Consider the following 26,482-nt stretch of genomic DNA (forward strand, 5'->3'; position numbering starts at 1 on the left):
GAAAACTAGAGCCTTTTTATATTACAAAATAATGTGCAAAAATTTAATCTATAATTTAAGTCTTTTTACTTTTTAATTTTCCTTGTAATAGTAGAATGAATAATAAACAAACTGGAATAACGAATTGAAGTGGGATGTGAAGTAAATATGGTACTAAATGGATTCCCTCATTATGCTGTTCAAGAATACTAGTCGCTACCCATAATGAAAAAATGACAGTAATAATTCCAAGTGGATAGACTAGCTGATCACTTTTCTTTATATTAAATAAATCTGCGGCCCCAGATACTGCGCAATAAAAATAGATTGTAATTTTTACAAAGGCGTTACATATTGCAATGATAACTATAAAAGTATCTAATCTTTGCACGAAGTCAGCGATATTAATATAACTAACAGCTGTTAGAAGTGGGTAAGTTGTTCTTTCAATAACTGTTGGTCCTAATATTGAAGTATTTAAGACTGCGAATAATGTTAAAATACAACCTGAAAATAATAAGGCTGGTATTCCCACTTTTATTGCAGTATCCTTTTTATTTAAATGCGGCATGATCATCGTAAACGTAAGTACTTCTCCAAAAGGAATGGTCATTGAAATTGGAAAAGCAGCTTCCCATATTGGTTTCCATCCGTTTTCTAAGACAGGTCTTAAATTGTCTAGTTTAATTAATTTAGAAATGATTTCAAATCCAATAAAAATAATAACAAGAAACATGATCATCATAAAGATAAATTCATTTGCCCGTGCGAATGTTTCAAGTCCTTTAGAAATTGCATACATGATTAATAAAATCATAACTATTCCGAGTGAAAGTAGAGAAGAAGCGTTATATAAAGTAATTTTAAGTAAATCTTCAAAATCGCGTAAATCACGTGCAGCAATATAAATAAAATATAATATATAAATTAATGCTAGTATTTTTCCAACATATTTACCTAAAATAAGTTGAATATATTTTGTAAATAGTAGGTCAGGAAATAATGAATATAACTTAATATACACAGCGAATAGTAAACAAGCTAAAAAAAGCCCTATTAATAAACTAATCCATCCATCTTGCTTAGCCTTCATATATATTTCAACTGGCGGTGAAGCACCTACACCAAATATAAAAATCATACAAAAAAATTGAAACCCAGTAATACTTAATTTACGATTCATTTAAATTCCTTCTTTTGCCTTTAATTAATTCGTCTAGTTTTGTTATTTTTTCCATAAAATTCTATTTTATGAAAATCCATCTTCCTCAATTTTATCGATTAAAAAATAAAATCTTGTTCTAAATTGCCTGAAGTAGACTGATAATTTAGTATAATATTAATGATAAGGGGGGATTTATGTGGAAATTAAAGTAGATGATTTAAAAGGACCTGAAATTGCTGGACTAATTAATGAACATCTTCAAGGGATGACACAACACTCTCCAGCAGAAAGCATTCATGCACTAAATCTTGAAGGATTAAAGAAGCCTGAAATTACGTTTTGGAGTGTTTGGGATCAAGATAAATTAGTTGGTTGTGGTGCATTAAAAGAACTCGATTCTTTGCATGGAGAAGTTAAATCAATGAGAACATCTTCTACACATTTAAGAAAAGGTGTAGCAAGAAGAATGCTCCAACATATTATCACCGAGGCGAAGAATAGAGGATATAAGAGACTAAGTTTGGAAACAGGTTCTATGGAAGCATTTAATCCAGCAAAAAAATTATATGAATTAACTGGTTTTAAATATTGTAGTCCATTTGCTGATTATAAAGAGGATCCGAATAGTGTTTTTATGACATTAGAATTGTAAGTTTTGAAAAAAGTTGCTTTTGAAAGGCAATTTTTTTTTGCCTAAAATAAACATCTCACTACTAATAGGAAGTGCTGTATTTTTAAAAATGGCTCAATTAAATTTAAATGTTGATTTTTGAACTAAAAAAGGTTGTCTAAATAGACAACCTTAGGAACTCTTATGTAACTAATGCATTAGTTAGTTGAACAATTTTAATGATATTGAAACCAAGGAATCCATCCTTTATTTTTGTCTTTTAAAGCCGCATTTGCGACTTGTGTTCCTATGTAATAATGCATACGTTTGTTGCATAAGACTTAAATTTTCAACTCTTTATGAAATGTAATAAAACAGCTTTAAAATTTTATATTTAATAGATTTTTTAATTCAGTAAGTAATTCAGGATGTTTTACTTTAGACCAATACATCAATTTTTGACCTTTGCCAATAGAACTTACTTTCTTTCCATTAGGCTTCTGAAAAATTATCCTTCCATCTTTAAAAAAATTCATTATATATACTTTGTTGTCCATTGATTCTTTATCCGACAGTGCAAAGATGTAATTTCCCTTATTATTTAATTCTTTGTTCTTCTCCATTAATTCATCTTTTGTAGGTTGAACTACTTTCATTTTGTTTACTTTTTCGATAAACTCTTCAATTTTTTTATTATTCTTTATGGTCATTGTTGTTTCTTCAGAAGCTACCCCTTTATCAACACCTTGAACCCTTAAGACTACATATTCACTTGTATTTGGAATTTCTAAAATTTTTGTCTTCATTTGAACACCAGCAGACATTGACTGACACCCACATAATAATATTGTAATCAATATAATTACAGAAACTCTTTGTATATATTTCATTGTATCTCGCCTCCTATACTTTACATTCATATTCGACAAAAATATCAAAATTACCTTTTTTTACCATTTAACGTTATTCAAATGATATGAACGAAACCGTCAAATCACCGTACCCAAATGGTTTTAAAAATAGGGTTTTATCTGTTTTTAGACAGGCTTATTGTAAGACTACCAACTTAGTTTTTTCAAAAAATGGTTGCCTCCGAGCCAAAATTTCAATGCTTTTTAGATTAAGATAATCGACTCTCTAATTTAACAGAGCCTTAAGAATAAAAAAATTTTAAATAAAATTAGTATCTAGTATTAATATCTGGTGTTATAATCTTGGTAATCTATAAATAAATTTGAATGAGGTGACATTAATGCACAAATCGAAAGCACGTATCACAGCAATTGGATCTTATGTACCAGAAAAAATAGTAACAAATAAGGACTTAGAAAAAATAGTAGAAACAAATGATGAGTGGATTGTAAAACGTACTGGAATTAAAGAGAGAAGAATGACAAAAGAAGATGAGCATACAAGTGATTTAAGCTTTCTGGCAATAAAAAACTTAATGGAAAAATACAATAAGTCAGTTGAAGATGTTGATATGATTATCGTTTGTACATTAACACCAGATTTTAAAACGCCAAGTGTTGCTTCAATCGTTCAGGCAAAGCTAGGGATAAAAAATGCTGGGGCAATCGATTTAAACGCTGCTTGCGCGGGATTTACTTATGGGTTGTATATGGCAAATGGATTAATAACATCTGGATTAAATAAAAAAATCTTAGTTGTTGGAGCAGAGACTTTATCTAAAATAACGGATTTCGAAGATCGAACTACGTGCATTTTATTTGGAGATGGTGCCGGTGCAGCTCTAGTAGAGTACGATGAAGAGCAACCTAGTTTTATTTCTTCATATTTAGGTTCAGAAGGTGAAAAAGGTAAACACTTATACTGCTCAAACTTATCGAATCAAATGTTTGGTGAAGATATTATGAACACCAATTATATTGTTCAAAATGGACGCGAGGTATATAAATGGGCCGTTACAACTGTACCAAAAGGCATGCAAACTGTACTTAATAACGGTTCGACTTTAATAAATGAAGTTGATTGGTTTGTCCCGCATAGTGCCAATCTAAGAATGATTGAATCAATCTGTGAAAGAAGTGAATTCCCTATTGAAAAAACATTGCATAGTTTAGTAGATTGCGGAAATACATCATCAGCAACAATTCCTTTATCTTTAACTAAAGGAGTGAATGATGGCAAGCTTAAATATGGAGATAAGGTTTTATTATATGGTTTTGGTGGTGGATTAACACACGCTGGATTGCTAATTAAATGGACTATATAAAATAAGGATTTTAATAATAAGATGAAATTTCATACTCATAAAAGTTCATGAGTAAGCAATAGAGCCAAAAAGAGAAAATATGTTACACATAGAGGGTTCATGAGTAAGCAAAAAAGCCCAAAAAGAAAAAATCTAACTCATAAAAGAATCGTAAGTGGATCAATTTGTTACTCTTTATTTTGGAAGGAAGAGAAATGTATGAATGTATCTGTCCTAGGCTGCGGACGATGGGGAAGTTTTTTAGCTTGGTATGCTAATCGTACTGGTCACGAAGTAGTTATATGGGGAAGAGAAAACTCTAGTAATTATATAGGCTTAAAACAGACAAGAAAAAATGATTATTTAAGCTTACCGGATGAAATTGAATTAACGAGTTCATTGGAAGGTGCAATATCATTTGGAGAAATTATTATTATTTCAATTAGTGCCCAAGAGCTAAGAACATTTGCAAAGCGTTTAAGTCAAAATAATGAAATACACGGAAAAACTTTTATACTTTGTATGAAGGGTTTAGAATCTGCTACAGGAAAAAGACTGACAAAAGTCTTTAGCGAAGAAGTGGGGAGAAACTGTAATGTAGCCGTTTGGGTTGGACCTGGTCATGTACAAGATTTTGTAAGGAATATACCAAATTGTATGGTTATTGGTTCTGAAAATATAGAAGTCACAAAACAGATTACTAAAGCATTTAACAGTGAGCTAATACGATTTTATTACGGGCAAGATCTAATTGGTAATGAAGTTGGAGCAGCAACTAAAAATGCGATGGGAATAGCAGCAGGAATGCTTGATGGATTGAATTATAGTAGTTTAAAAGGTTCTTTGATGGCAAGAGGGACTAGAGAGATTTCACGTTTAATAAGAGCAATGGGAGGAAATGATTTAACAATTTACGGCTTAAGTCATTTAGGAGATTATGAAGCAACATTATTTTCAATGCACAGTCATAATCGAAAGTTTGGGCAAGCATTTGTCGAAGGAAAACCGTTTGATAAATTAGCGGAAGGAGTTTCTACAATTAATGCACTAAAACAACTTTCTGATCAGTATGATGTTGAACTGCCAATCTGTAACGCATTGTTTGATATAATTTTTGAACATAAAAACGCTAAAGAAACTTTAGAAGAATTATTTTTAAGACCATTAAAATTCGAATTCCAATAAAGTGAAATTTTATTTCGTGGATTTTAAGAGATTGTATAAAATTGTTATTTTTTTAACCGTTTTTTCTGTTTTACCCTTATACATTCGCTAAAATACGAACAATTTATTAAAAAAAGTTTTAAAAGTTCATATTTTATCTTGAAAATATATTTCTAGTTTGATATATTAGCAGTGTAATCATTCATAAAACATTACTCGTATATGCTCAGTAATATGGTCTGAGCGTCTCTACCTGGTTCCCAATGGAAGAACTGGACTACGAGTTAAAGTAATATTGGTAATCATTTTATGTAGCCGATAATTAGTGTCAAGCATTTAAGTTTTATTAATTGCTTACCTATACTTTAACTTACGTAGGTCTAGAAGGTAGAGATTGTTCTACATTTTCTAGACCATTTTTTTTGGGCCAAAGCATCGAGTGTGATACATCAAGGGGGAAAAATTATGTTAAAAAAGTACGGTTTATTAGGAATTGCTAGTGCGTTATTAATCTCTGTATCTGTAGGTAATAACTTTAAATCAAATATTGCAGAAGCAAAAACTAAGGAATTAAGACCAATTATAATTGAAGGTCCAATGCCAATAGAAGCTGAAAAATTTGCAAGTAAGTTAAAAAATGTAAAAGTGGAAAAATCAGGTAGCTTCGTATTTTACAAAGGTACTTTAGATAAATATCCAGTTATCGTAGCAAAGACAGGTAAAGGTATGGAAAATACAGCTGCTGCTACTGCAATTGCTATTGAAAAATATAAACCAATCGCAATTATTAACCAAGGTACATCTGGTGGCCACGATCCAAAATTAAATGTTTTTGATATTGTATTAGGTCAAAAAACAACTAATATAGGTTCTTTAAAAACTGAAACGAAAGACGAAAACCAAGGGATTGATGCAACTCTTTGGAAACCAATGGACTTAATGGCTTCAGAAGGTAGCGCTGGTGAAGATCCAAATGCTGAAAAACCACGCTTTTACGATGGTAATAAAGATTTATTAGCGGCTGCTAATGCAGTGAAAAATAAATACACTAAAGGTAAAGTTGTAGAAGGTACAATCGGTTCTGCAGACGTATGGAATAATGAAGTTGATCGCATTAAATGGTTCCATACTAATTATGGTACTTCTGTAGAAGAGATGGAAGGTGCTGCTGCAGCTCAAATCGCTCAAGCTTATAATGTACCATTCTTAGGAATTCGTGTTTTATCAAACAACAAAACAAATGGTGGTCAATACAATTCAACGACTGCTGAAGCATGCCAAGAGTATGTAGTTGAAGTAGTTCAGCAATATATTTCTAAAACATCACATAAGTAATAATAAATAAAAGCACCTTTGTTATCATCTATTTAAGATGTTAGCAAGGTGCTTTTGCATTTTTATTCCCTGTCCTTACTTCAACCACCATAACTCAACAGGGTTTAATTCATATTGATTATTTTCACGGTACATAAACTGACACATGATAAGCTCTCGTCTTAACGTAGCATAATCTTCATGAAATTCCTTTAAATACTCGTTTATTTCTTTCTCAGGATAAACCCTTCCAAATTCTAGTCCCTTAATCATATGCTCTAAAACGACGAGTTTTTTCTTTCGTTGTGCAGGGTAAACTTTAAGTTTTCCTTCTTTCGTAAAGAAATTATTAATAATGCTTGCTCGTTCACTTTCAGTAACTGACATTTCCATATTGGAATCTCCCCCTGTTCCTACAGTAAAAATAGCTTTAGCACTCATTTCTAAAATTTTTGTATTTAAAGAGAAATAGATTGTATTTTTATCACGTCTTTCTTTAACGAGCCCAACTTCTCTAAGTTTAGTCATATGGTGAGTTATTGTTGGGGGTTTAAGACCTAATTTACTTGCGATTTCTTGCCCGTTTAATTGACCTTGTTGTAATAAAGCAATAATGCGTACACGAGTAAGGTCACCTAAAGCTTTGTGGAATTCTACAATTTTATTTAACTGCACTTATTAAGCACCTACTTTTATTATTATCTAATTAGATGATAATCTAATTACTTTATTATTTCAACTATCAATTTTTGAATAAATAGCTGGTATAGAAGTTTACTCTCTTTTTTTATAGGAGAAAAGTTTGATTGTTTGATATTGGCATACTCAAAAATTACTGATATTCTAATTTAGTGAAAAGTTTAAAAAGGGGGAATTTTCATGCGAATAATTTTTATGCCTGAATATAGACCTAAAAGCAGTACAACAAAAGCTCTTTTATTGGGGAAAGAAAGGTTGAATAAGTATGGGGATACTTAAGTTTCACAAAAATATAAAAATTCGATTACTCGAATCTTTTTTAAGTTCATCGATCGGAAGTATGATCTTCCCATTTATGGCGATTTATTTATCAAAGCATTTTGGTATAAAACAAGCGGGTTTACTTTTACTTGTAAATGTATTTATTGGAATTATAATGAACTTTTTTGGAGGATATTTTTCAGATCAATTTGGTCGAAAAAAGACAATGGTATTTGCTGAAACATTACGTTTATTAGCGTTTATTACGATGATGTTTTGTAATTCACCTTGGTATTCATCTCCTCATATTACATTCTTGATGATGACTTTAAATAGTATCTGTTGGGGACTAGCAGGTCCTGCGAATCAAGCGATGTTAATTGATGTAAGTAAACCGGAAGAACGAAAGCTTATGTATTCGATTATGTATTGGTCGAATAATTTATCAATTGCAATTGGTGGAATGCTTGGCGGATTTTTATATAAAACGTATTTTTTTGAATTACTATTAGCTCTTTCATTTGCCTCGCTAGTTACATGGATTTTAATTACCTTTTTTGTTGAAGAAAGTTTGGTCACTGAAAAGACAGAAACGAAGACGATTGGTCATCACGCTCATAAAATGATTTCTAATTATCGAGACGTTTTTCAAGATAAGCTGTTTATCCTTTATGTACTAGCAGGTTTACTAGTACTCTCGATGGAATTTCAATTAACAAATTATATTAGTATTCGATTAGCGAACGATTTCCACACGAAACACTTATTCGACTGGACATTTGGTGGAATCGAGATGACAGGTTTCCTTCGTACAGAAAATACGATTCTAGTAGTTGTAATGGCACTTTTTGCTTCTAAAATAGTAAGTAAATTGGACGATCAAAAAACATTAATTTGGAGTTGTATAGCCTTTGTAAGTGGTTATGCAGTAATTTCATATAGTAATTCTATTTTGCTTTTATTTATAGCGATGTTTGTAGCAACTGTTGCCGAAGTTTTAAGAGTACCAGTACAACAAAATTATATGGCTAATTTACCAGCTGATGAAACAAGAAGTTCATATATGGCAGTTGCAGGTTTATCGTTCAATTTAGCGATGTTTATATGTTCAATGACTGTTTCGCTAAGCGCGTATTTATCAAAACTTTCTACATCCATCTTTTTAACAAGCTTAGGTGTAATCGGAATTCTTATGTTTGTAAGAATTACACCTGCATTAGAAAGAAGAATTAAAGGAGAAGTATTACAGGAGCAAGGGCGTTCAGTTGAAGTGAATTCTTGATTTGAAAAGAGGGTTCTCATTTTGAGAGCCCTTTTTATATTATGATTGTATAATTTTGAATGCTCAGTAACTGCAGATTAGTCGAAGTAATATGAATGTAAAGTGTGCAAATAAGAAGTGAGAAACTGCAAATAAAAGGTGAAGTGCAAATAAAAATAGTGAAAGTGCAATTAAATTTAGCAAATCTGCAATTAAAATCCATAGCACCGCAATTAAGTTAAGGAAATACCCATACCGGATAGGGTATTTCTACTGAATTTTTCCTCTAAAAGTATTCCGTTCAAATTTAAAACAATCAAATTTGCCCTAACCCTTTCTAAATCGAATCAAAAATTGATGGAATTTCCTTGTATTCTATAAATTAAGACTCATAAATTCAACAATTTATGAAAAATTTACACAGATACCCCCCACTTTAAGACGAAAAATAAGCAAAGTCCTCGATGAAAGAAAAAGTATTCACTCCAATTTTTAGGAATGTGTTCAAGTTAAACAAATGGTTATATTTACCTAATCTGGACATCTTAATTAAAAAGGGTGGTGTTTCGATGAGCAGACGTTTAGCCATTGTTTTTACTAGTATTTTTACATTATTCTCATGTTCAGCAGTCAGTGCACAAGCAGCTGAGCGTGTAGTTATGAATAGTATTCCGAGTGAAGTTTGGCAGGAAAATATATATCTTATTGCTGATCGAATTGATTGGAAAGAATATCGAAATTTTGATGTCCAAATTGGTAATGAGGGAGCTTTATATCATTTTCCAAGTTGGAAAAGTGGGAAGTACGGTACAAAAATGTTTAGTGAAGACTTGAATAAGGACAGACAGGATGAAATTATCATTTCGCTGGATAATTTCAATGATCCTATTCATTTATTGCAAATTAGTAGTGATGGTCAGAACGAAGAATATAAGGAAGTACCAGTGGAATCAGTACCTGAGGCAGTTAAGCGACTCGTTGAAATGGAGAAAAAAGGCGATATTGTTACGATTACAACTAAGAAAAAAACGTATAAAGTTAATTTGAAATCGTTAGGATTTAAAGATACTTCTTCCGACGATAGTGTTTATACTCATGTTCCAGTTGATTATATTGTTGAAAAGAAAAAATTAATTGCCGATGCTGTTGTCATGATTTCAACGGATGGCGGAGGAGCAATCGGGAATTTGATGTTAATTTATGATTGGAATGGAAAAAAATACGAAGTTCAGTCAGTTTCTTTTGAGAAGTATAATCGGAAGAGGTAATGAAAGTTTTGGGCTAAAGAAGATTATAAAAAGCTACCGATCATTTAAATATGATTGGTAGCTTTATTTCACATTAAGAAAGTATAAATTGGAAGGCGGTGAAGAGCAGTCGACGTAGATGCCAATTTTAGGTATAAGTATAAGTGCAACTACCCTCTGTCTTCGCCAATCGGCAAGTTTTCTTTATTATTTTGTCATTAATTGACTCATTAGTGTTGCTGTATCAAATAATCCTCGGTGAGATAAAATTTTGCCATTTTCGATTTTAAATTCTCTAAATAAAGTAACCTTTACAGAATTTCCAGTTGGTGGGGTTCCTCTAAATAATCCTGAGTGTGTACCTGTAAATTCCAGTCTTGTAATAGCAGTGTCTTCATTAGAGACGATTTCTTCAATTGTGTAATGGCTATCTGGGAAGCCTGTAAAAATTACACTAGCGAATTGCTTTAATCCTTCTGTTGAACCATAAGAGTAATCAATGTATTCAGGTGATAATAAATTGGCTGTACTGTCTAGGTTATTCTTGTTCCAAAAAACTTCAATAAATTCTTTTACTAATTCTTTATTACTTTGTTCAATTGTTTTCATAGCTTAATTCTCCTTTTTTGTTTGGCTTAAGACATATGATAGATTATAATAGTGACAAAAATTGTCATATTTATCAAAAAAGGTGAAAATATGTCTGCAAAATCAAAACGATTAATTGAATTAATGATGCTTGTCAATCGAAAGCGCAAGTTTACGGTTAAGGAATTAGCCTATGAATTTAATGTGTCATCAAGAACGATTTTAAGAGATTTGCAAGAGTTAAGTGAATTAGGGGTGCCTTTATATTCGGAAGTGGGTCCTCATGGTGGATATCAAGTGTTGAACGAAAGAGTTCTGCCACCTATTACATTTACTGAAGAAGAAGCAGTTTCATTATTTTTTGCAAGTCATGCATTGCGGCATTTTTCTACGCTTCCATTTGAAGCAGAGTCTAAATCAGCATTGAAAAAATTTTACGCTTATTTACCATCTGATGTGAAAAATCGAATTGATGAAATGAAAAATCGTTTTGACTTTATCATCCCTACAAAGCAAGCGAAATCCGAATTTCTTTCAATACTTTTAGAAACAGCTATTAGTCAAAGTGTGATTAGCATTGAATATGATTCGTATAAAGGGAGGTCGAAACGAGAAATTCAGCCAATCGGAATTTATGCGAACAATGGATTATGGTATTGTCCGGCATATTGTTTTAATAGTGAGGATTATCGACTATTTAGATGTGATAAAATTCTTTCAGTTTGTCATGATGTGGAAAATGAATCGTTAAATTTGCCACACATTTCGCTTGGAAAGAAATTAGTAAGTATGAAAGAAAAGAGATTAATTAAGTTTTACGTTGAGCTAAGTAGAGACGGCGTTCAAAGATGTGAGACAATAATTGATTCGAGGTTTAAAGTAAAAGTACGAGAGGATGGAACTGGTTTTATTGAAGATTGGATTGGTCAAAATGAAATACCTTTTATCGCTCAACTATTTATTTCAATTGGAAAAGAAGCTAAAGTGAAAGAGCCAATAGAACTTTTACAAAGTATAAGAGAAAAGCTTTCCGAAGTTATGGAATGGTATGAAAATGACTGATTAATTCCAAATAAAGTTAAACGGTTACAATTTATATATAGCAACGTTTTTCAATTGAAGTAGAATTAACTAGTAAAAAAAGGTGTTGACAGAATTGTTAAATAACCTCTATAATACAAAACATATTAAAAAAAGAACCAAGTTACTAATAGTAGATTAATATAGTTTTAAGCAATGAAGGGTATTGAAGTAGTGCTTATCTCACTGTAATAGAGAGCTGATGGTTGGTGGAAATCAGTACAAAGATAAGGATGAATTACGGTCCTGGAGCTATTTTTTTCGAGGTAAAGTTTCATCTTTACTGAGGGAAAAACGGTCAATTATGATCGTTATCAAATTTTAAGAGGCAGATTAATTCTGCAACTAGGGTGGTACCGCGAACAATTCGTCCCTACTGAGTAAATCAGTAGGGACTTTTTTATTATTTAAAATTTAATATATGAACTGCAATGAAGGGAATACAGTAATGTTTGTTTCACTGTTTAAGAGAGCTGATGGATGGTGCGAATCAGTACAAAAATAAACATGAATTACAATCCTGGAGCATCTTTTTCGAAATAAAGGTCGACATTTATTAGAGAAAGACGGTCATTGATCGTTAACTAAAACAAGAGGCAGATTTATCTGCAATTAGGGTGGTACCACGGTGTAAATCGTCCCTGTCATAAGTGACAGGGGCGATTTTTTTTTATAAATATATAGCTAGAAAGAGGAGATAGAGAGATGGAATTACAAAAAAATTTATTGCCAAGGCATATACGTTTCATGGCACTTGGTGGAGCAATAGGAACTGGTATTTTTAAAGGAACTTCAGAAACTGTATCGATAGCGGGGCCAGCGGTTATTTTTTCTTATATATTTGCTGGATTATTACTTCTTGTTGTAATGAGTGCAATTGCGGAGATGGCTATTGCTTTTCCAGGTCTAAATATGAAAGGATTTATTCATAAAGCGTTTGGCACAAGAGTATCTTTTGTGATCGGTTGGTTGTACTGCTTTATGTGGTTAGTTGTTTGTGTGATTGAAGTAATAGCAGCTGGAAGCTTTTTACAATATTGGTTTCCTTCAATGTCATTATGGTCTTTAAGTTTTATTAGTGCAATTTTTATTGTGATTGTTAATTTTATGAATGTGAAACGGTATGGCGAAATAGAATTCTGGTTTGCTGGAATTAAAGTTACAATGATTGTTTTATTTATTGCGTTAGGCGCAGGAATTTTATTTGGCGTAATTCCAAGTGGAAATAGTAATTATGTTCATAACTATGTTCAACATAAAGGATTTTTACCACACGGTTGGTCTGGTGTATTTTCTGCTTTATTAATTGTCATTTTTTCTTATGGTGGTTCAGAACTAATTGGATTGACTTTATCAGAAACAAAGGACGCTGAAAAAGTAATTCCAAAAGTTATTAAAGGAGTTATTTGGAGAATTGTTTTATTCTACACTCTTCCAATTTTAATAATTTGCGGTTTAATTCCATGGAATGAAATCGGTAATCAAGAAAGTCCATTTGTTCAAGTATTATCAACAGTTGGATTTCACGGTTCAGCTCATATTATGAACTTTGTATTAATTACAGCAGTTTTATCTGCAGCCAATTCTGGTATTTATGGCTGTACACGTATGATGTATTCATTAGCAACTGAAGGGGAAGCGCCGAAAGCTTTTGCAAAAATTTCAAAAAATGGTGTACCAGTTTATGCGGTTATTGTAAGTGCAATTATTTTAATTGGAGGCACATTCGTAGCTTATTTCTCTCCAGATCGCGTATTTGGTTATTTAATGGCGATTCCTGGGTTTACAGTATCAATAGTATGGATCAGCATTTGTTTAGCACAACTAAAGCTTCGCAAAACGTATTCTAAAATGCCACACTTTAAAGTATGGGGATTTCCATATATAACTTCTTTCACAGTCCTTGCATTAGGTGTGAGTTGTATAGCATTTGCTTTTAGTAAAGACAATAGATTAAGTATTTTTGTATGCTTAGGAATTTTAATCGTATTAGTTTTATGTTCATTTATGAAAGGTAAAAACAAGCTTAATTAAATAGACAAAGGGCACCTATACAGGTGCCCTTTATTTTTTAATTTAGTTAGAATTAGCTAATGCTAAAAGCTGTGCATTTACATTTTCATTTACTACCCCGCCATGGTAACAAATAACAGTTTCGATATCATATTTAGTGAATTTCTTAATGGACTTAAGAGCTGTCTCCATATCAGGTGTATTACTTGGACTTGGACCCATGATTACACCATTCTCTGAAGTTAGCGCATCTCCTGCAATTAGAGTTTTACTTTGATGATGATATAAACTAATGTGACCAGGAGTATGTCCAGGAGTATAGATGACAGTAATTCCTCCAGCGTATGGTAATACTTCTTCATCAGTTACTGTAGTATCAACCTTTGCAGTAAGTTGTATATCGAACATCGCTTTTATTTTTTGAGCTTGTTCTTCAGGAAGTGATTCGATCATTTTTGCGATTCGTTCAGGATTCATTTTAATAAACGTTTTGTCGCCTTCAATATAAGGTTTGTCTTCATTATGGGCTAACAATTCAATGTTTTGGTCTGCAGTTTTTAAAATTGCAGTAAGGCTTCCGATATGATCAATATCTTGATGTGTAAGAATGATTTTAGACAGTTTATTAAATTCTAAACCAGCTTTCTCAATCGCTTCACGAATTTCTCCAGTTTGTCCTGGCATTCCTGTATCTACTAAGATTACTTCATGATCATCCGAAAGTAATGTTGGGTGAATAATTCTTTCTGATCCCATAAAGTTCATTACTAATTCAATTGTTTCAATACCTTTATCTATTTTCATTTGTAAGGTAAAAGCGCTAGGCTCTTACCGCACCTCCCTTTGATTTTATGTGAGCACTAAACTAGGCATCTTAATTTCTTAAGATTCTTAGCTTAGTGTTCACATTTTTTATATCTATTTAAAAACTTGAATTTATTTTTTAATTTTTGAAACGGAAGTAATAAAGTCATCGATCATAACATCAAAACTATCATCGACATTTACAGGATGCTGAAAATATCCAAGGAAGTTCATGGAGACAAATCCGTGTAAGATGCTTCTTAAAGCTCGACCTTGATGAATTAGTAAGGTGCGGTCCGCAATATAAAACTCTAATACTTGATGAATAATTCCAGTTGTTTCTTTAGCAAGCTGTTTGACATCTTCATTTTCTGTACTTGGAATATTCATAAAAAGCCCATAACCAGTTCTATTTTCAAATGCAAAATCACGGTATACATAAGCAATTTCTCGAATTGCTTGTTCACCGCTTTTACCAACTAATCTTTGCATTAAATTCGAATTTAACTTATTTAAAAGTGAATTTGTCATCTTTAATTTTAAATCATCCATATTAGCGAAATGGTTATATAACGATGGATATTTAATATCTAGTTTCTCTGCAATTTTCGGAAAAGTAACTTGATTAAGACCAATTTCATTAGCCAATTGAAAAGCTACTTCAATAATTTTTTCTTTAGTTAAATTTCTTTTTTGAACCATTTTTTCACTCCCACTTATTTTTACTAAAAATAGTTTAACACTTTAGTTAATAAATAGTAAACTATATTATATAATTTACAAACTATAAATTATAGTTTAGTCTTATATGTATCGTTAAACTAAAGAGATATTGTTTATTAGTCTCATTTTCGGGACTTATTATATTGATTTATTTTTATCAAAAAGAAAGGGGGATATTATGTTATTGTGGAAAAGAAATCTAATTGTCTGTTGGTTTGGGATGTTCGTAACGAGTATTGGAATGAGCCAGCTTGGTCCAGTATTACCCCTATATATTGATAAACTAGGTGTTCATAATTCTGCCTTAATTAGTCAATTTTCTGGTATTGCGTTTGGAGTAACCTTTATTATATCTGCAATATTTTCTCCAATTTGGGGTTTGGCAGCTGATAAGTTTGGTCGAAAACCAATGCTACTAAGAGCAAGCCTTGGTATGTCCATTATTATTTTTTGTATGGGTTTTGCACATAATGTCTATATATTAATTGGTTTAAGACTTTTACAAGGTGTCATCACTGGTTATGGGACAGCTTGTACTACTTTAATTGCTACGCAAACAGATAAAGAGCATGCTGGATCGGCTTTAGGTACACTTTCAACAGCAAGTATAGGAGGTTCATTACTTGGACCTATGATTGGTGGATATATTGGAGAGACTGTAGGTTTACAAAATGTATTTTTTGTGACAGGTGCACTTATCATGGTTGCATTCATTACAACAGCATTATTTGTAAAAGAATCCTTTACTCGCCAAGATAAAAAGGTGCTTAAAATGAAGGAAATATGGAATATTATTCCCGATAAAGGCTTAATGATCACAATGTTTATTACCTTTTTTGTTTTAACAATCGCTCTTTATTCAATCGAGCCAGTTATTACAGTCTATATTTCTCAGTTGTCTGCTCATTCTACCCATGTTGCATTATTAGCAGGTATGGCATTCTCAGCATCGGGGCTTGCAAGTATTATAGCTGCCCCAAGATTAGGGAAGATTTCAGATCGAATTGGTCCACATAAAGTTATATTTGTTGCACTGGTTGTTTCAGGTCTGATGGTTATTCCGCAAGCTTTTGTAAAAAACGCTTGGCAGTTGATGGGGCTACGATTTATTTTAGGATTAGCAACGGCAGGGTTAACTCCTTCTGTTAATACATTAGTTAAACGAATCACACCAGATGCCATTACGGGTAGGGTGTTTGGGTTAAATATGTCAGCTGGTTATTTAGGCGTATTTGTCGGATCGGTTTTAGGTGGCCAAATTGGAGCATATTTAGGCGTAAAATACGTATTCTTTGTAACAAGTGCACTATTATTATTTAATGCAGTGTTGGTTTACGTTAAAGTAAATAAGAAGTTGAATGTTAACGATGAATATAAATTATCAATGTAATACATTATTTTGGGAGCTACTTTAGGAAGGTAGCTCTCTTTTTTAGTAAATTCAGACCCTACATAACTTAGCATGAAATGTCGGATACGTTATTTTTGTTCCTGTTATTCTATTGATAAAGGAGGTAGTGAAATGGATTTGCTTAAGAATATGAATGATGCACTAGTATATATTGAAGAAAATCTCACAAGTACTATTGATTATAAAGAAATTTCTAGGAGGGCTTTTTGTTCCGAGTATCATTTTAAAAGAATGTTTTCGTTTCTTGCTGGAATTTCACTGTCGGAATATATTCGTCGTCGCCGTCTTACACTAGCAGCATTTGAACTGAAAGAACATAACACAAAAATAATTGATCTTGCTTTAAAATACGGATACAATTCTCCGGATTCGTTTACGAGAGCATTTCAAAATCTACATGGAATAACTCCTTCAGAAGCGAAAGTTAATGGCAGTTCACTTAAAGCATTTCCACGAATGACCTTCCAATTATCAATTAAAGGGGGAAATGAAATGAACTATCGAATTGAAGAAAAGGAAGCTTTTCGAATCGTAGGTATAAAAAAGCGAGTTCCGATTATTTTTAATGGAGTTAATCCGGAAATTGCTTCGATGTGGAAAGGTTTAACGATGGATAAAATCACTCAATTAAAAGAACTCGCAAACGTTGAGCCAAATGGCATTATAAGCGCATCAACAAATTTTTCTGAAAGTAGGATGGAAGAAAATGGAGAACTTGATCATTATATTGGTGTTGCCACAACAAATAAGTGTCCGGACGAATTCATACAACTTGAGGTAACTGCATCTACATGGGCAGTATTCGAAGCAGTTGGAAAGTTCCCAGAAGCATTACAAGAAGTATGGGGAAGAATTTATTCAGAATGGTTTCCTTCATCAAATTACCAACAAGTAGAAGGCCCCGAAATTTTATGGAATGAGCATAAGGACATAACTTCACCAACCTTTAAAAGTGAGATATGGATTCCGATTTCGAAAAAATAGACGCTTTAAATTAAATTGTTGATTTTGAACTAGAAAAGGTTGTCTAATTAGACAACCTTTGGAACTCTTATTTAACTAAAGGACTGCGTAGTTCAATTACTTGAGTTGCTTCGGTGACTCTATTTTTGTTTTAGTATATGGCAGATTAGTTGAACTAGGATAAATGTCACAACTAAATATTGGGAATATTTGTTAAAATTATAATTAGAGCAAGTCCTGCTCAAACAACTGAAACGAAGGAGAAATTATGCAGGATAAAAACATAGAACTTGTGGAGTTAAATTCAGAAAACTGGTATAAATGCTGTCAATTAGAGGTATCTGAAGATCAAAAGAGTTACATCGAACCAACTGCAATCTCGATTGCTCAATCGAAATTTGAATCTTCACTAAAGCCATTTGCTATTCAATTTGAAGGCAATACAGTTGGATTTTTAATGTTTAATACTACTGAGGAAGAGCTTGATGGCTATTGGATATATAGAATAATGGTTGATAAGAACTTTCAACAAGAAGGCATAGGTAAAAAGGCGACTCAGTTAATGATCGATGAAATTGCTAAACTACCAAATGCAAAAAAAATTGTTGTAGGCTATCATCCTGAAAACCTAGGAGCACATAATTTATATTCAAGTTTAGGATTCATTGATCATGGAGACCGATTTGGTAAAGAAATGGCAGTAGTTTTAGATATTAACCATAAATAAATAAATAATCCTTATGTAACTAAGACTTAAATGGTATATCAAAAATAGGCTGCATTCCTATGATTATATTAGTGGTTATTATATTCTTTATATACCTTTTGATAAGATTCACAGGTAATTAACAGCCATTTTAAACCTTATACAACTAACGGACTGATTAGTTGTATAAGGTTTAATTATTTGTGATTGATAATAGTTTATCTTTATGAATTAAATAATCCTCATTTGATTCTTCATGAAAAATAAAAAAATATGTTTCTCCACTGTCATCTTCAAATGCTATATGAAAATGAAGAGCAACTTTAGCATGAGCCTTTAGCTTTTCGACTGCATTTTCATATAAATTACTTGAGACATTTAACATTTGAAGAATGTGCTTAATTGTTGCTTTAGCATCACTTTTAAAGTTCCTAGAATAATTAGTAATGTATTCTATTGCCGATAGCTGTGCATTAGTCAATTCCATGACTATTAACTCCTTTCATTCCAATAAGAGTACTAGTTTAAATTATTTTTTCCAACATCTTCTTATCCAAGTGCTCAAGTGCAAAGCCCCAAGCATTTTCGTGTCCATTTTTTGTTTCTTCATCTGGAAAACCCTTATGTGTGAGTCGCAATCGAGTACCGTTGCCATTAGGCTCAATTTCTACTGTTACAACAGTTTCAACACCCTTTGTTCCTCCATCTCCAGTAACCCATGTCAACTCTACAAGACGATCAGGTACGAGTCTTAGAAATCTTCCGTAATGTGGATGACGTTTTCCTTCAAAATAAGTCTCGAAAAAGAAAACCGTATTGACTTTATCTGTCATTAGCACTGTACCAGGAGTTGCACACCAACGATCAAACTGATTCGTCCACGCTCTATATAGTAAATTTGGGGATGATTCCATTAATCGTTCAACGATTAAACCAAAGGGTCTAGATGAAAGGTCAGGCGTAGTAATATGATTCATATAAAATCCTCCAATACCATTATTCAGTGAAAATACACCACATACACATACAAATACTTGAAATACTTATATATTCCTCTATTTTTCCTTTTTCAACTAATATGCCAATTACTTGCATAAAAAAACTACCGAAGCAGCTATCATCCATTTTGAAATTTTTTTTACAAAGCAAAAAAAAAGAGCAAAATGCTCTTTAAGATTCTGAATGATTGTTAGTAAAGTTATCAAGCTTATCGGAAATACTTTTAAGAATTTGATTTTTCTCCTGCTGGAGCTTTAGGAATTTTAATAAAAACCAAATAATAAAAACGATTGGTGCGACGTAAATAATAAGTGGTATGAGTGCAAAAAGAGAATAAAATGCGTCACCATGCATAATTAACCCACTCCTTTTTGGAAGATTATACCATGTTTTGAAAATTAAAGCCTTCTAATTTTTGGAGGTTTTATTTTTTTATGTCCAATTCTTGATTAAGAATGACTAAACTTCAAAAGGAATATAGATATCTTTATAGAAAGTACTTTTTAGGAGGTAAATATGCTGATCTTATTTTGGCCATTTACAATTGTCTCTATTTTTTTATCGATAGTAGCATTAATAGTAAAGAAACCTTCTCTACTAATTATTACAACAATTTTATTCACACCAATGTCACTTTATTTAGCAGCAACACCGCTTTTTTTTATATGGGGAATAATATTTCCGCTTTTATATTTATTGGCAGCACTTCAGATGCATAAAAAATATAAAACAAAATATTTGCTTCTTTTAATTTCACCAAATTATCTTCTAGTAGGATGGCTTGGTTATGCAGTATTAAGTCAGTAATTTATCAAAAAGTATATAGATATAATAGGAGAAAAAATGATGAAAATAGTAAAACAATGGGTGCAAGAAGATAGTGATTTTATAAGAAAAAAAGTAATTGAATATAATTCTAATAACCTACCAGATGAGAAAAATGTGCTGTCTGAAAATATAAGCTTTGTCATTAGAAATGATCAGGAGGATATAGTTGGGGGGATTACTGGTAGAATATACTGGCATCATTTATCGATCGAATTTTTATGGGTATCAGAAGATTATAGGCACGAAGGTTTTGGTAGCAAGTTAATCAAACAAATGGAAGAATTTGCGATAGAAAAAGATTGCCGTCTTATTAAAGTAGATACTTTTAGTTTCCAAGCTCCAGAGTTTTATAAGAATCATGGATTTAAAGTTTTTGGAGTGATTGAAGATCATCCAAACGGACATAATCAATATTATTTTGAAAAGAGACTATAAATGATAAGCCGCATAAATGGCTTATTATTTTTTTGTTACCTTAAATGATAATATTAATGAAAGAGATTTATGAGATGGAGGGACAATTAATGAATGAGTTTAACTTATTGTTTCGAAAAAGAATTGGATTACAAATTCAAGAAGAACTTAGTTTTAGTCATTTAGATTTAATTCTCGAAAAGACAGCAAAAAATATTCCTTTTGAAAATCTTTATATTATGAAAAATAAAACTCAAGGAATTACACGAGAGAATTTAATAATCAAATTATTAGTAAAAAATGAGGGCGGACTTTGCTATGAATTGAATTCTTTATTATATTTATTTTTACTAGAAAATGGTTTTAACGTTAGGTTATCAAGAGGTGTTGTGTATGACAATGTAACTCAAAAATATCCTACATTTGGAAGAACACATGTCACAATCCTTTTAACGCATAATGAAGAAACGTATTTAGTCGATACAGGATTTGGCGCAAATCTCCCTTTAAGAGCAGTACCCTTAACTGGAGAGATGATCAGTTCGAGTAATGGTGAATTCCGAATCGAGAAAAAGGACACTGAATATGGGGATTATGTATTGTTATTAAAGCTAAAGCATAAAGATTCTAATTGGAGAATTGGTTACGCCTTTGATTCAAATGACATAATTTCGGATGTATCTGAATTTAATGAGATCCAAACAATCATTGCTGAGCATAAGGAATCTCCATTTAATAAAAATCCTTTAATTACTCAACTTACAGCTGAAGGGAATAAAACATTAACGAATAGCTCATTTACTCAATGGATTAACGGAGTAGTGACAAAAGAGGATATTGACGAAATAAGATATAAGGAATTAGCGAAACAGCATTTTGGGCTTTAAATAATTGTAGATAAGTATTAGCGTTTAAATTTGCTTATTACTTTTTTAGGCTAAAAACGTAGTTAAATAATTTAATAATGAAATAACAAAGCAGGTAAAACTGCTTTTTTATTTTGCTTAAAATGAGCTTTTTCAATTTGTAATTATCAAAATGAAAGCAAGTTTAATCGATGGTTTTAACAATATTTTACAATTTTAATAAACGTTCTAATCAAAATTTTAAGTGAAATAAGTATTTTAAAGTAATATGTTCTTTTTAAAATTGCATATATATTAAGCAAAGGGGTGATAAAAAGTGGATATTTTATCAACTATATTACAAATTTTATTAGCTCTTATGTTTTTGATTGCTGGGTTTGGTAAAGTTTTTGGTTCTAGTTCAAGTGTTGAAAGCTTTAATCATCTGAAATTACCACAGTGGTTTAGAGTCATTACTGGATTAGTGGAATTGATTGGTGTAGCTTCATTAATCATTGGATTTTGGGAAGCAAGTTGGATCCCAGCTGGTGGATTATTATTAGGAGTTGTAGCAATCGGTGGAATAATTGCACATATTCGAGTGAAAGATTCGTTTAAACAAACTTTTACAATATTATTATTAGGCATTATTGGATTTGTACTATTATGGATTAATTATTCGGATCTCTCTAATTTCCCAGGATTTAAATAATTTGTTATTTATTCTTGCAGGGATAAATAAGGCGCCGGCAGAATTAGTATTACTGTACTAAATCAATCTTATCTGTAAAAGGGAGCGATTTGAAAATGTATGAGATCGTAGTTATTGGCGCCGGACCTGCAGGAGCAAGTGCTGCTTTATTTGCAGCAAAAGCTGGTAAAAAAACTTTAGTCCTAGATAATGACAAAAGTATCACGAAAAAAGCATGGATTGAAAATCACTATGGGGTATCAGAAATTACTGGCCCAGATTTAGTCGAAACAGGAAAAAATCAAGTTAGAAAATTTGGTGGTGAAATTATTCAGGGAACTGTGCAAAACATAGTTCCAACAGAAAATTCATTCACTATTGAAACTGAAACGGCTACTTATGAAGGGAAGCAAGTTATTTTAGCTACAGGCTTAAGTGTTGAATTAGCTGAAAAAATTGGGCTAAATACAAAGTCTGGTACAGAACCGCGCATTAAGACTATATTTGATGTTGATTCAACAGGTAAAACAAATATTGATGGAATATGGGCAGCGGGTACTGTTGCTGGCTCGAGCGTGCACACAATTATTACGGCAGGTGACGGAGCAAAAGTTGCGATTAATGTCATTAGCCAGTTAAATGGTAATCGTTACGTTGACCATGATATTTTGAAATCATAATGAATGGAAATATATTGCATTGCTTCGATTTGAAGTAATGCTTTTTTTATGAAATTTTATCGTTATAGGAATCTAGTAGACAATTCCACTTTAATAAGATGTAAAGGTAATATTTAATTGTAATATCAATATATTAGAAAGGGAAGTGAAATAGAGTTAGGAGGGGTCCTGATGTCAGATGCGTTTGTAGCGCGGTCCTTGGATGAGATACTGTTCTGGTCGAGGATCATGAAAGAGCATTCCCTTTTTCTTAAACTAGGGTTCAATTGTGATGATACAGAGTTAATTCAAGAGGCAGACCATTTTTATAATGTGTTTGATACGATTGGAAATAAAGCACAATCATTTTCAGTACAAACGGATCCTCAGCAAATTAAACAGTTTAATAATGAGGTACATCAGTCAGCTTCGATGATTTGGGCATATAAGAGGAAAATTCTTAATTTACTTCTTACTTGTAAAATAACGGGTAATAACTTTCCTTTATTAGTTGACCATACTAGCAGAGAAGCAGCATATTTCGCAAATCGCTTAACCGAATTGAATAATGGTCAACTTCAGCCGCTACCAGCTGCAATTATACAAGAGAATGTTTTCTTTTTAAGAATTATGGCAGACCATGCAAAATTTATTGGACATCTTTTAGATCCATCAGAAAGAAAATTAGTCGATCAAGCCAGAGAATTTAGCCATGATTTCGACCAACTTTTATACCAGGCTGTAGACTTAGAATCAATGAGACCGCAATCGGAAACCGTCCCGATACTTGATCAATTCCTTAATGAAAACCGTGTTTCAGTAAAATCGCTTAGAGAGTTTAAGAAAACGGCTCGCGATTTAATTGAAGCTTGCCGAATTAAAAGTATTATTCATCCACTACTTGCAGATCATGTATTTAGAGAAGCGGATCGATTTATGCATATAATTGATATGTTTGAGGCGCAGTTAACAGGAAATACCAACAGAAATGTCGTTCTGGACGACCATTAAATAAAGAAAAAAAAGGCTATCTCTAAAGTTGATGAACTTTTGAGATAGCCTCTTTTAATATAGAAAAAATTATTTTCTTTCGCTAAAACTATTTAGTAAATCTTCAATTAAGATTCCATTTACTTTCATCCCCGTCAGATTACAATTACTAATTTCGATATTACTCAAATCACAGTCTGTAAACTGGGTATTTGTTAGATTGCATTTTTCAAATTTAATAGAATTTGATTGATTATCATGATTAAGATCTTCAGGAACAACAATGTTACGAAAGCTTGTGCCAGCCAAATGAACGTGATCAATGACTAAATCTCTTAAATTACCATTTTGTATTTTCGAATTAGATAAATTGACATCAGTTATTTGGGTACCAAATAAATTCACATCATTCAATTCTAAATTTCTCATATTGGCATTTGTAAATTTTGAATTAGCCAAGCTTACATTATTGAAATCTAAGTGCTCAGCTTTTACCTCTTTAAACGTCGAAAATGACATATCTGTTTTTTGTAATTCAAATAATGCAGTCTTCCAGTTAGACATGATTTCTCCTCCTAAAACATTGATTATTGAATATATTTAACTTTCATTTTAAAATCCCTTCACACATAATAATGATTGTTTCGACAAAAAACTTAGTAAATGAATCAACTTTTAATCTGCATCAAATATGATATAGATAGAAACTTAACATTCTTCATAAATAGTTTGACTTTCCAATATCATTTATATAAAATCTTTTTAACATCTAAATATAGGCAATGAAGAGGAAAAGTAGAATGGAGTTATTTTTTACAGAGAGCTTTGGTAGCTGAAAAGAAGCATGAATACTCATTTGAAAAATGGCCTCGGAGCTTCGTACTGAACGTAAACTAATTATTAGTAGGCTGCGACAAGAGTTGGCACTTGTTATCAAAGTCACAGTATCAGCAACCATGCTCGTACTTGTAAAGACAATTGTATGCAAATACGTTGTGAACTAAGGTGGTACCACGTGGATTTTAAACCTCGTCCTTATCTGTTAAAGATAGGGGCGAGGTTTTTTTGTATTTTATAAACATTAGGAGGAATTATATATGGATATTTTTATTGGTGGAGCTTGGCCTTATGCAAATGGTTCCTTGCATTTAGGTCATATTGCTGCTTTATTGCCCGGTGATATTCTAGCTCGATATTATCGATTAAAAAAGGCGAATGTGTTGTATGTTTCAGGAAGTGATTGTAATGGAACACCAATTGCAATTAAAGCAAAACAAGAAAAAGTGACTTATAAAGAAATTGCAGATCGTTACCACAATGAATTCGAAAATAATTTTAGAGCATTGGGATTTACCTATGATTGTTATACAAGAACGGACGCAGAACATCATCATAAAACCGTTCAAGACATTTTTCTAAATTTATTGCAAAATGGATTAATTTATAAAAAGGAGATTGAACAATGCTATTGTGAAGAATATCAACAGTTTCTCCCAGACCGATATGTTGAAGGAACATGTCCAAATTGTGGTCAGCATGCTCGTGGAGATCAGTGTGATTTTTGTTCTGCGATTTTAGATCCTTTAGATTTATTAAATAAAACTTGTAAACTATGTGGTAATCCTCCATCTGTTAAAAAGACAGAGCATTTTTATTTTTCATTAAGCAAATTACAAGATGAACTAAAGGAATATTATAATTTTTCTAAAGAAAACGGAAACTGGCGTTCAAATGCGATCCAATTAACTGAGCGTTATTTAAACGAAGGACTCCATGACCGAGCCGTTTCGAGAGATTTACCAAACGGAGTAAGCGTACCAGTTAAAGGATATGAACAGAAGAAAATTTATGTATGGATCGAAGCAGTGTCTGGATATTATTCAGCAAGTAAACAATGGGCAAGTATAACCAATAAAGATGATGCAAACTTTTGGAATAAAGAAACAAGATCTTATTATATTCACGGAAAAGACAATATTCCATTCCATACAATCATTTGGCCATCAATTTTAATTGGTCTTAAGAAAGAGGCGCTTCCAACCCATATCGTTTCTAATGAATATTTAACACTTGAGAAGAAAAAATTATCTACTAGTAAAAACTGGGCAGTGTGGGTCCCGGATATAATCAAAAAATATCACCCAGATTCAATCCGTTATTTTTTAACAATGAATGCACCGGAAAATCGTGACACTGATTTTTCTTGGAGGGAATTTATATACAGTCATAATAGTGAATTGCTTGGAGCATACGGTAATTTTATAAACCGCACATTAAAGTTCATTGAAAAATACTATAATGGAGAGGTCCTAGAGGGAGAAATAGACAAAACAATTCGTTTAGGGATTACAAGACTTTACAAGATTGTAGGCTCACATATTGAAGCGACTAATTTCAAAAAAGCATTAGAGGAAATTTTTGAGTTTATCCGATCTGCAAACAAATACTTTGATGAAGCTCAGCCTTGGAAGCAAGTCAAAGAGAGTCCCGTAGAGTGTCATAATACAATGGCAAGTTGTATTTATGCAATTTCCAATTTAGCGCAAATTTTACATCCATTTCTACCGTTTTCTAGTAATGAAATAAAAGAAATGTTAAATATACCAAGCTTTGAATGGAATGAAATATCTTCTAATTTAGTAAAATTAAACGATGTGAAACCTCTATTTGAAAGAATTGATATTAGCAGAATAGATGAAGAACTAGAGCGATTAATAAATGAATCTACTATATGAAGGAAAAGAAGAGCCGTAATGCTCTTCTTTCCAGAGTGTTGAAATCAAACCTAGTTTATTTTTAAAAATAAATTGAAGATACTTATGAAGGGTTCATTCAATCGCAAAATGCGTGAAT

At 32.0% G+C, this 26,482-nt stretch carries 27 protein-coding genes, 1 riboswitch and 3 other annotated features; of the genes, 18 read left to right on the forward strand and 9 right to left on the reverse strand.

Annotated features, from left to right (window positions below; translation table 11 throughout):
* Positions 1-55: 55 nt before the first annotated feature.
* The gene (locus tag ACFCYN_RS05985; protein WP_172447182.1) at positions 56-1,162 is read right to left on the reverse strand and encodes a GerAB/ArcD/ProY family transporter; all 1,107 of its coding nucleotides are present in this window, start codon (positions 1,160-1,162) and stop codon (positions 56-58) included.
* Between the two features lie 178 nt (positions 1,163-1,340).
* Here ACFCYN_RS05985 and ACFCYN_RS05990 point away from each other — a divergent pair, with 178 nt between their 5' ends.
* A complete protein-coding gene (locus ACFCYN_RS05990) occupies positions 1,341-1,796 on the forward strand; it encodes a GNAT family N-acetyltransferase (protein WP_375948148.1) in 456 nt (151 codons plus the stop codon).
* Positions 1,797-2,134: 338 nt separating this feature from the next.
* Here the strand turns inward: ACFCYN_RS05990 and ACFCYN_RS05995 are convergent, their stop codons facing one another.
* Positions 2,135-2,644 carry a hypothetical protein gene (locus ACFCYN_RS05995; protein ID WP_375948150.1) on the reverse strand — a complete coding sequence of 170 codons (510 nt, stop codon included), beginning with the start codon at positions 2,642-2,644 and terminating at the stop codon, positions 2,135-2,137.
* A 362-nt stretch (positions 2,645-3,006) separates the two neighbouring features.
* On the opposite strand from ACFCYN_RS05995, the gene ACFCYN_RS06000 reads away from it, so the two are divergent.
* From ACFCYN_RS06000 to ACFCYN_RS06010, 3 genes are all read left to right on the forward strand, one after another.
* Complete coding sequence (locus ACFCYN_RS06000) at positions 3,007-3,990, forward strand: ketoacyl-ACP synthase III (RefSeq protein WP_172447185.1); 984 nt, start codon at positions 3,007-3,009, stop codon at positions 3,988-3,990.
* A 99-nt stretch (positions 3,991-4,089) separates the two neighbouring features.
* Entirely contained in the window at positions 4,090-5,154 is a 1,065-nt protein-coding gene (locus tag ACFCYN_RS06005) for an NAD(P)H-dependent glycerol-3-phosphate dehydrogenase (protein ID WP_375948152.1), read from the forward strand.
* 175 nt (positions 5,155-5,329) lie between these two features.
* A riboswitch (purine riboswitch) is annotated at positions 5,330-5,433 on the forward strand.
* Positions 5,434-5,598: 165 nt separating this feature from the next.
* A complete protein-coding gene (locus tag ACFCYN_RS06010; protein ID WP_375948154.1) occupies positions 5,599-6,468 on the forward strand; it encodes a 5'-methylthioadenosine/S-adenosylhomocysteine nucleosidase in 870 nt (289 codons plus the stop codon).
* 75 nt (positions 6,469-6,543) lie between these two features.
* On the opposite strand, the gene ACFCYN_RS06015 is transcribed toward ACFCYN_RS06010, so the two are convergent.
* Positions 6,544-7,122, reverse strand: coding sequence for a DUF2087 domain-containing protein (locus tag ACFCYN_RS06015; protein ID WP_375948156.1), 579 nt, complete (start codon positions 7,120-7,122; stop codon positions 6,544-6,546).
* Positions 7,123-7,411: 289 nt separating this feature from the next.
* Here ACFCYN_RS06015 and ACFCYN_RS06020 point away from each other — a divergent pair, with 289 nt between their 5' ends.
* Together ACFCYN_RS06020 and ACFCYN_RS06025 are read left to right on the forward strand one after the other, a co-directional pair.
* Positions 7,412-8,689, forward strand: a complete 1,278-nt coding sequence (locus ACFCYN_RS06020) for an MDR family MFS transporter (RefSeq protein ID WP_375948158.1) — start codon at positions 7,412-7,414, stop codon at positions 8,687-8,689.
* A 548-nt stretch (positions 8,690-9,237) separates the two neighbouring features.
* Entirely contained in the window at positions 9,238-9,936 is a 699-nt protein-coding gene (locus ACFCYN_RS06025) for a hypothetical protein (protein WP_375948159.1), read from the forward strand.
* A gap of 186 nt (positions 9,937-10,122) precedes the next feature.
* Here the strand turns inward: ACFCYN_RS06025 and ACFCYN_RS06030 are convergent, their stop codons facing one another.
* Positions 10,123-10,524, reverse strand: coding sequence for an ester cyclase (locus tag ACFCYN_RS06030; protein ID WP_172447191.1), 402 nt, complete (start codon positions 10,522-10,524; stop codon positions 10,123-10,125).
* Positions 10,525-10,614: 90 nt separating this feature from the next.
* Here ACFCYN_RS06030 and ACFCYN_RS06035 point away from each other — a divergent pair, with 90 nt between their 5' ends.
* Both ACFCYN_RS06035 and ACFCYN_RS06040 read left to right on the forward strand, forming a co-directional pair.
* The gene (locus tag ACFCYN_RS06035) at positions 10,615-11,565 is read left to right on the forward strand and encodes a helix-turn-helix transcriptional regulator (protein WP_375948161.1); all 951 of its coding nucleotides are present in this window, start codon (positions 10,615-10,617) and stop codon (positions 11,563-11,565) included.
* Between the two features lie 165 nt (positions 11,566-11,730).
* Positions 11,731-11,961, forward strand: a binding site (T-box leader).
* A 44-nt stretch (positions 11,962-12,005) separates the two neighbouring features.
* Positions 12,006-12,229 (forward strand) — a binding site (T-box leader).
* 59 nt (positions 12,230-12,288) lie between these two features.
* Positions 12,289-13,617, forward strand: a complete 1,329-nt coding sequence (locus tag ACFCYN_RS06040) for an amino acid permease (protein WP_375948163.1) — start codon at positions 12,289-12,291, stop codon at positions 13,615-13,617.
* 42 nt (positions 13,618-13,659) lie between these two features.
* On the opposite strand, the gene ACFCYN_RS06045 is transcribed toward ACFCYN_RS06040, so the two are convergent.
* Positions 13,660-14,400 carry an MBL fold metallo-hydrolase gene (locus tag ACFCYN_RS06045; RefSeq protein ID WP_375948165.1) on the reverse strand — a complete coding sequence of 247 codons (741 nt, stop codon included), beginning with the start codon at positions 14,398-14,400 and terminating at the stop codon, positions 13,660-13,662.
* A 132-nt stretch (positions 14,401-14,532) separates the two neighbouring features.
* Positions 14,533-15,102, reverse strand: a complete 570-nt coding sequence (locus tag ACFCYN_RS06050; protein ID WP_375948166.1) for a TetR/AcrR family transcriptional regulator — start codon at positions 15,100-15,102, stop codon at positions 14,533-14,535.
* A 199-nt stretch (positions 15,103-15,301) separates the two neighbouring features.
* On the opposite strand from ACFCYN_RS06050, the gene ACFCYN_RS06055 reads away from it, so the two are divergent.
* From ACFCYN_RS06055 to ACFCYN_RS06065, 3 genes are all read left to right on the forward strand, one after another.
* Positions 15,302-16,513, forward strand: a complete 1,212-nt coding sequence (locus tag ACFCYN_RS06055) for a multidrug efflux MFS transporter (protein ID WP_098119486.1) — start codon at positions 15,302-15,304, stop codon at positions 16,511-16,513.
* A 132-nt stretch (positions 16,514-16,645) separates the two neighbouring features.
* On the forward strand, positions 16,646-17,518 hold the full coding sequence (locus ACFCYN_RS06060) for an AraC family transcriptional regulator (protein WP_375948169.1): 873 nt from the start codon (positions 16,646-16,648) through the stop codon (positions 17,516-17,518).
* A gap of 247 nt (positions 17,519-17,765) precedes the next feature.
* Complete coding sequence (locus ACFCYN_RS06065) at positions 17,766-18,224, forward strand: GNAT family N-acetyltransferase (protein WP_375948171.1); 459 nt, start codon at positions 17,766-17,768, stop codon at positions 18,222-18,224.
* 172 nt (positions 18,225-18,396) lie between these two features.
* On the opposite strand, the gene ACFCYN_RS06070 is transcribed toward ACFCYN_RS06065, so the two are convergent.
* Positions 18,397-18,690, reverse strand: coding sequence for a hypothetical protein (locus tag ACFCYN_RS06070; RefSeq protein ID WP_375948172.1), 294 nt, complete (start codon positions 18,688-18,690; stop codon positions 18,397-18,399).
* Positions 18,691-18,727: 37 nt separating this feature from the next.
* Positions 18,728-19,180, reverse strand: a complete 453-nt coding sequence (locus tag ACFCYN_RS06075) for an SRPBCC family protein (protein WP_375948174.1) — start codon at positions 19,178-19,180, stop codon at positions 18,728-18,730.
* 538 nt (positions 19,181-19,718) lie between these two features.
* On the opposite strand from ACFCYN_RS06075, the gene ACFCYN_RS06080 reads away from it, so the two are divergent.
* The 6 genes from ACFCYN_RS06080 (at position 19,719) to ACFCYN_RS06105 (ending at position 23,650) form a co-directional block, all read left to right on the forward strand.
* The gene (locus ACFCYN_RS06080; protein WP_375948176.1) at positions 19,719-20,009 is read left to right on the forward strand and encodes a hypothetical protein; all 291 of its coding nucleotides are present in this window, start codon (positions 19,719-19,721) and stop codon (positions 20,007-20,009) included.
* Between the two features lie 39 nt (positions 20,010-20,048).
* The gene (locus ACFCYN_RS06085) at positions 20,049-20,465 is read left to right on the forward strand and encodes a GNAT family N-acetyltransferase (RefSeq protein WP_375948178.1); all 417 of its coding nucleotides are present in this window, start codon (positions 20,049-20,051) and stop codon (positions 20,463-20,465) included.
* 89 nt (positions 20,466-20,554) lie between these two features.
* The gene (locus tag ACFCYN_RS06090; protein WP_375948180.1) at positions 20,555-21,331 is read left to right on the forward strand and encodes an arylamine N-acetyltransferase family protein; all 777 of its coding nucleotides are present in this window, start codon (positions 20,555-20,557) and stop codon (positions 21,329-21,331) included.
* 295 nt (positions 21,332-21,626) lie between these two features.
* A complete protein-coding gene (locus ACFCYN_RS06095) occupies positions 21,627-22,001 on the forward strand; it encodes a DoxX family protein (protein ID WP_172447202.1) in 375 nt (124 codons plus the stop codon).
* Positions 22,002-22,096: 95 nt separating this feature from the next.
* Positions 22,097-22,660, forward strand: a complete 564-nt coding sequence (locus ACFCYN_RS06100; protein ID WP_375948182.1) for an FAD-dependent oxidoreductase — start codon at positions 22,097-22,099, stop codon at positions 22,658-22,660.
* Between the two features lie 171 nt (positions 22,661-22,831).
* Positions 22,832-23,650 carry a DUF2935 domain-containing protein gene (locus ACFCYN_RS06105; protein ID WP_098119472.1) on the forward strand — a complete coding sequence of 273 codons (819 nt, stop codon included), beginning with the start codon at positions 22,832-22,834 and terminating at the stop codon, positions 23,648-23,650.
* Between the two features lie 69 nt (positions 23,651-23,719).
* On the opposite strand, the gene ACFCYN_RS06110 is transcribed toward ACFCYN_RS06105, so the two are convergent.
* On the reverse strand, positions 23,720-24,193 hold the full coding sequence (locus ACFCYN_RS06110) for a pentapeptide repeat-containing protein (protein WP_172447205.1): 474 nt from the start codon (positions 24,191-24,193) through the stop codon (positions 23,720-23,722).
* 209 nt (positions 24,194-24,402) lie between these two features.
* Positions 24,403-24,669: a binding site (T-box leader), on the forward strand.
* A gap of 57 nt (positions 24,670-24,726) precedes the next feature.
* On the opposite strand from ACFCYN_RS06110, the gene metG reads away from it, so the two are divergent.
* The gene (metG, locus tag ACFCYN_RS06115; protein WP_375948184.1) at positions 24,727-26,364 is read left to right on the forward strand and encodes a methionine--tRNA ligase; all 1,638 of its coding nucleotides are present in this window, start codon (positions 24,727-24,729) and stop codon (positions 26,362-26,364) included.
* The last annotated feature ends 118 nt before the right edge of the window (positions 26,365-26,482 follow it).

This window comes from Gottfriedia sp. NPDC056225 (assembly GCF_042267765.1).
Lineage (GTDB): Bacteria > Bacillota > Bacilli > Bacillales > Bacillaceae_G > Gottfriedia.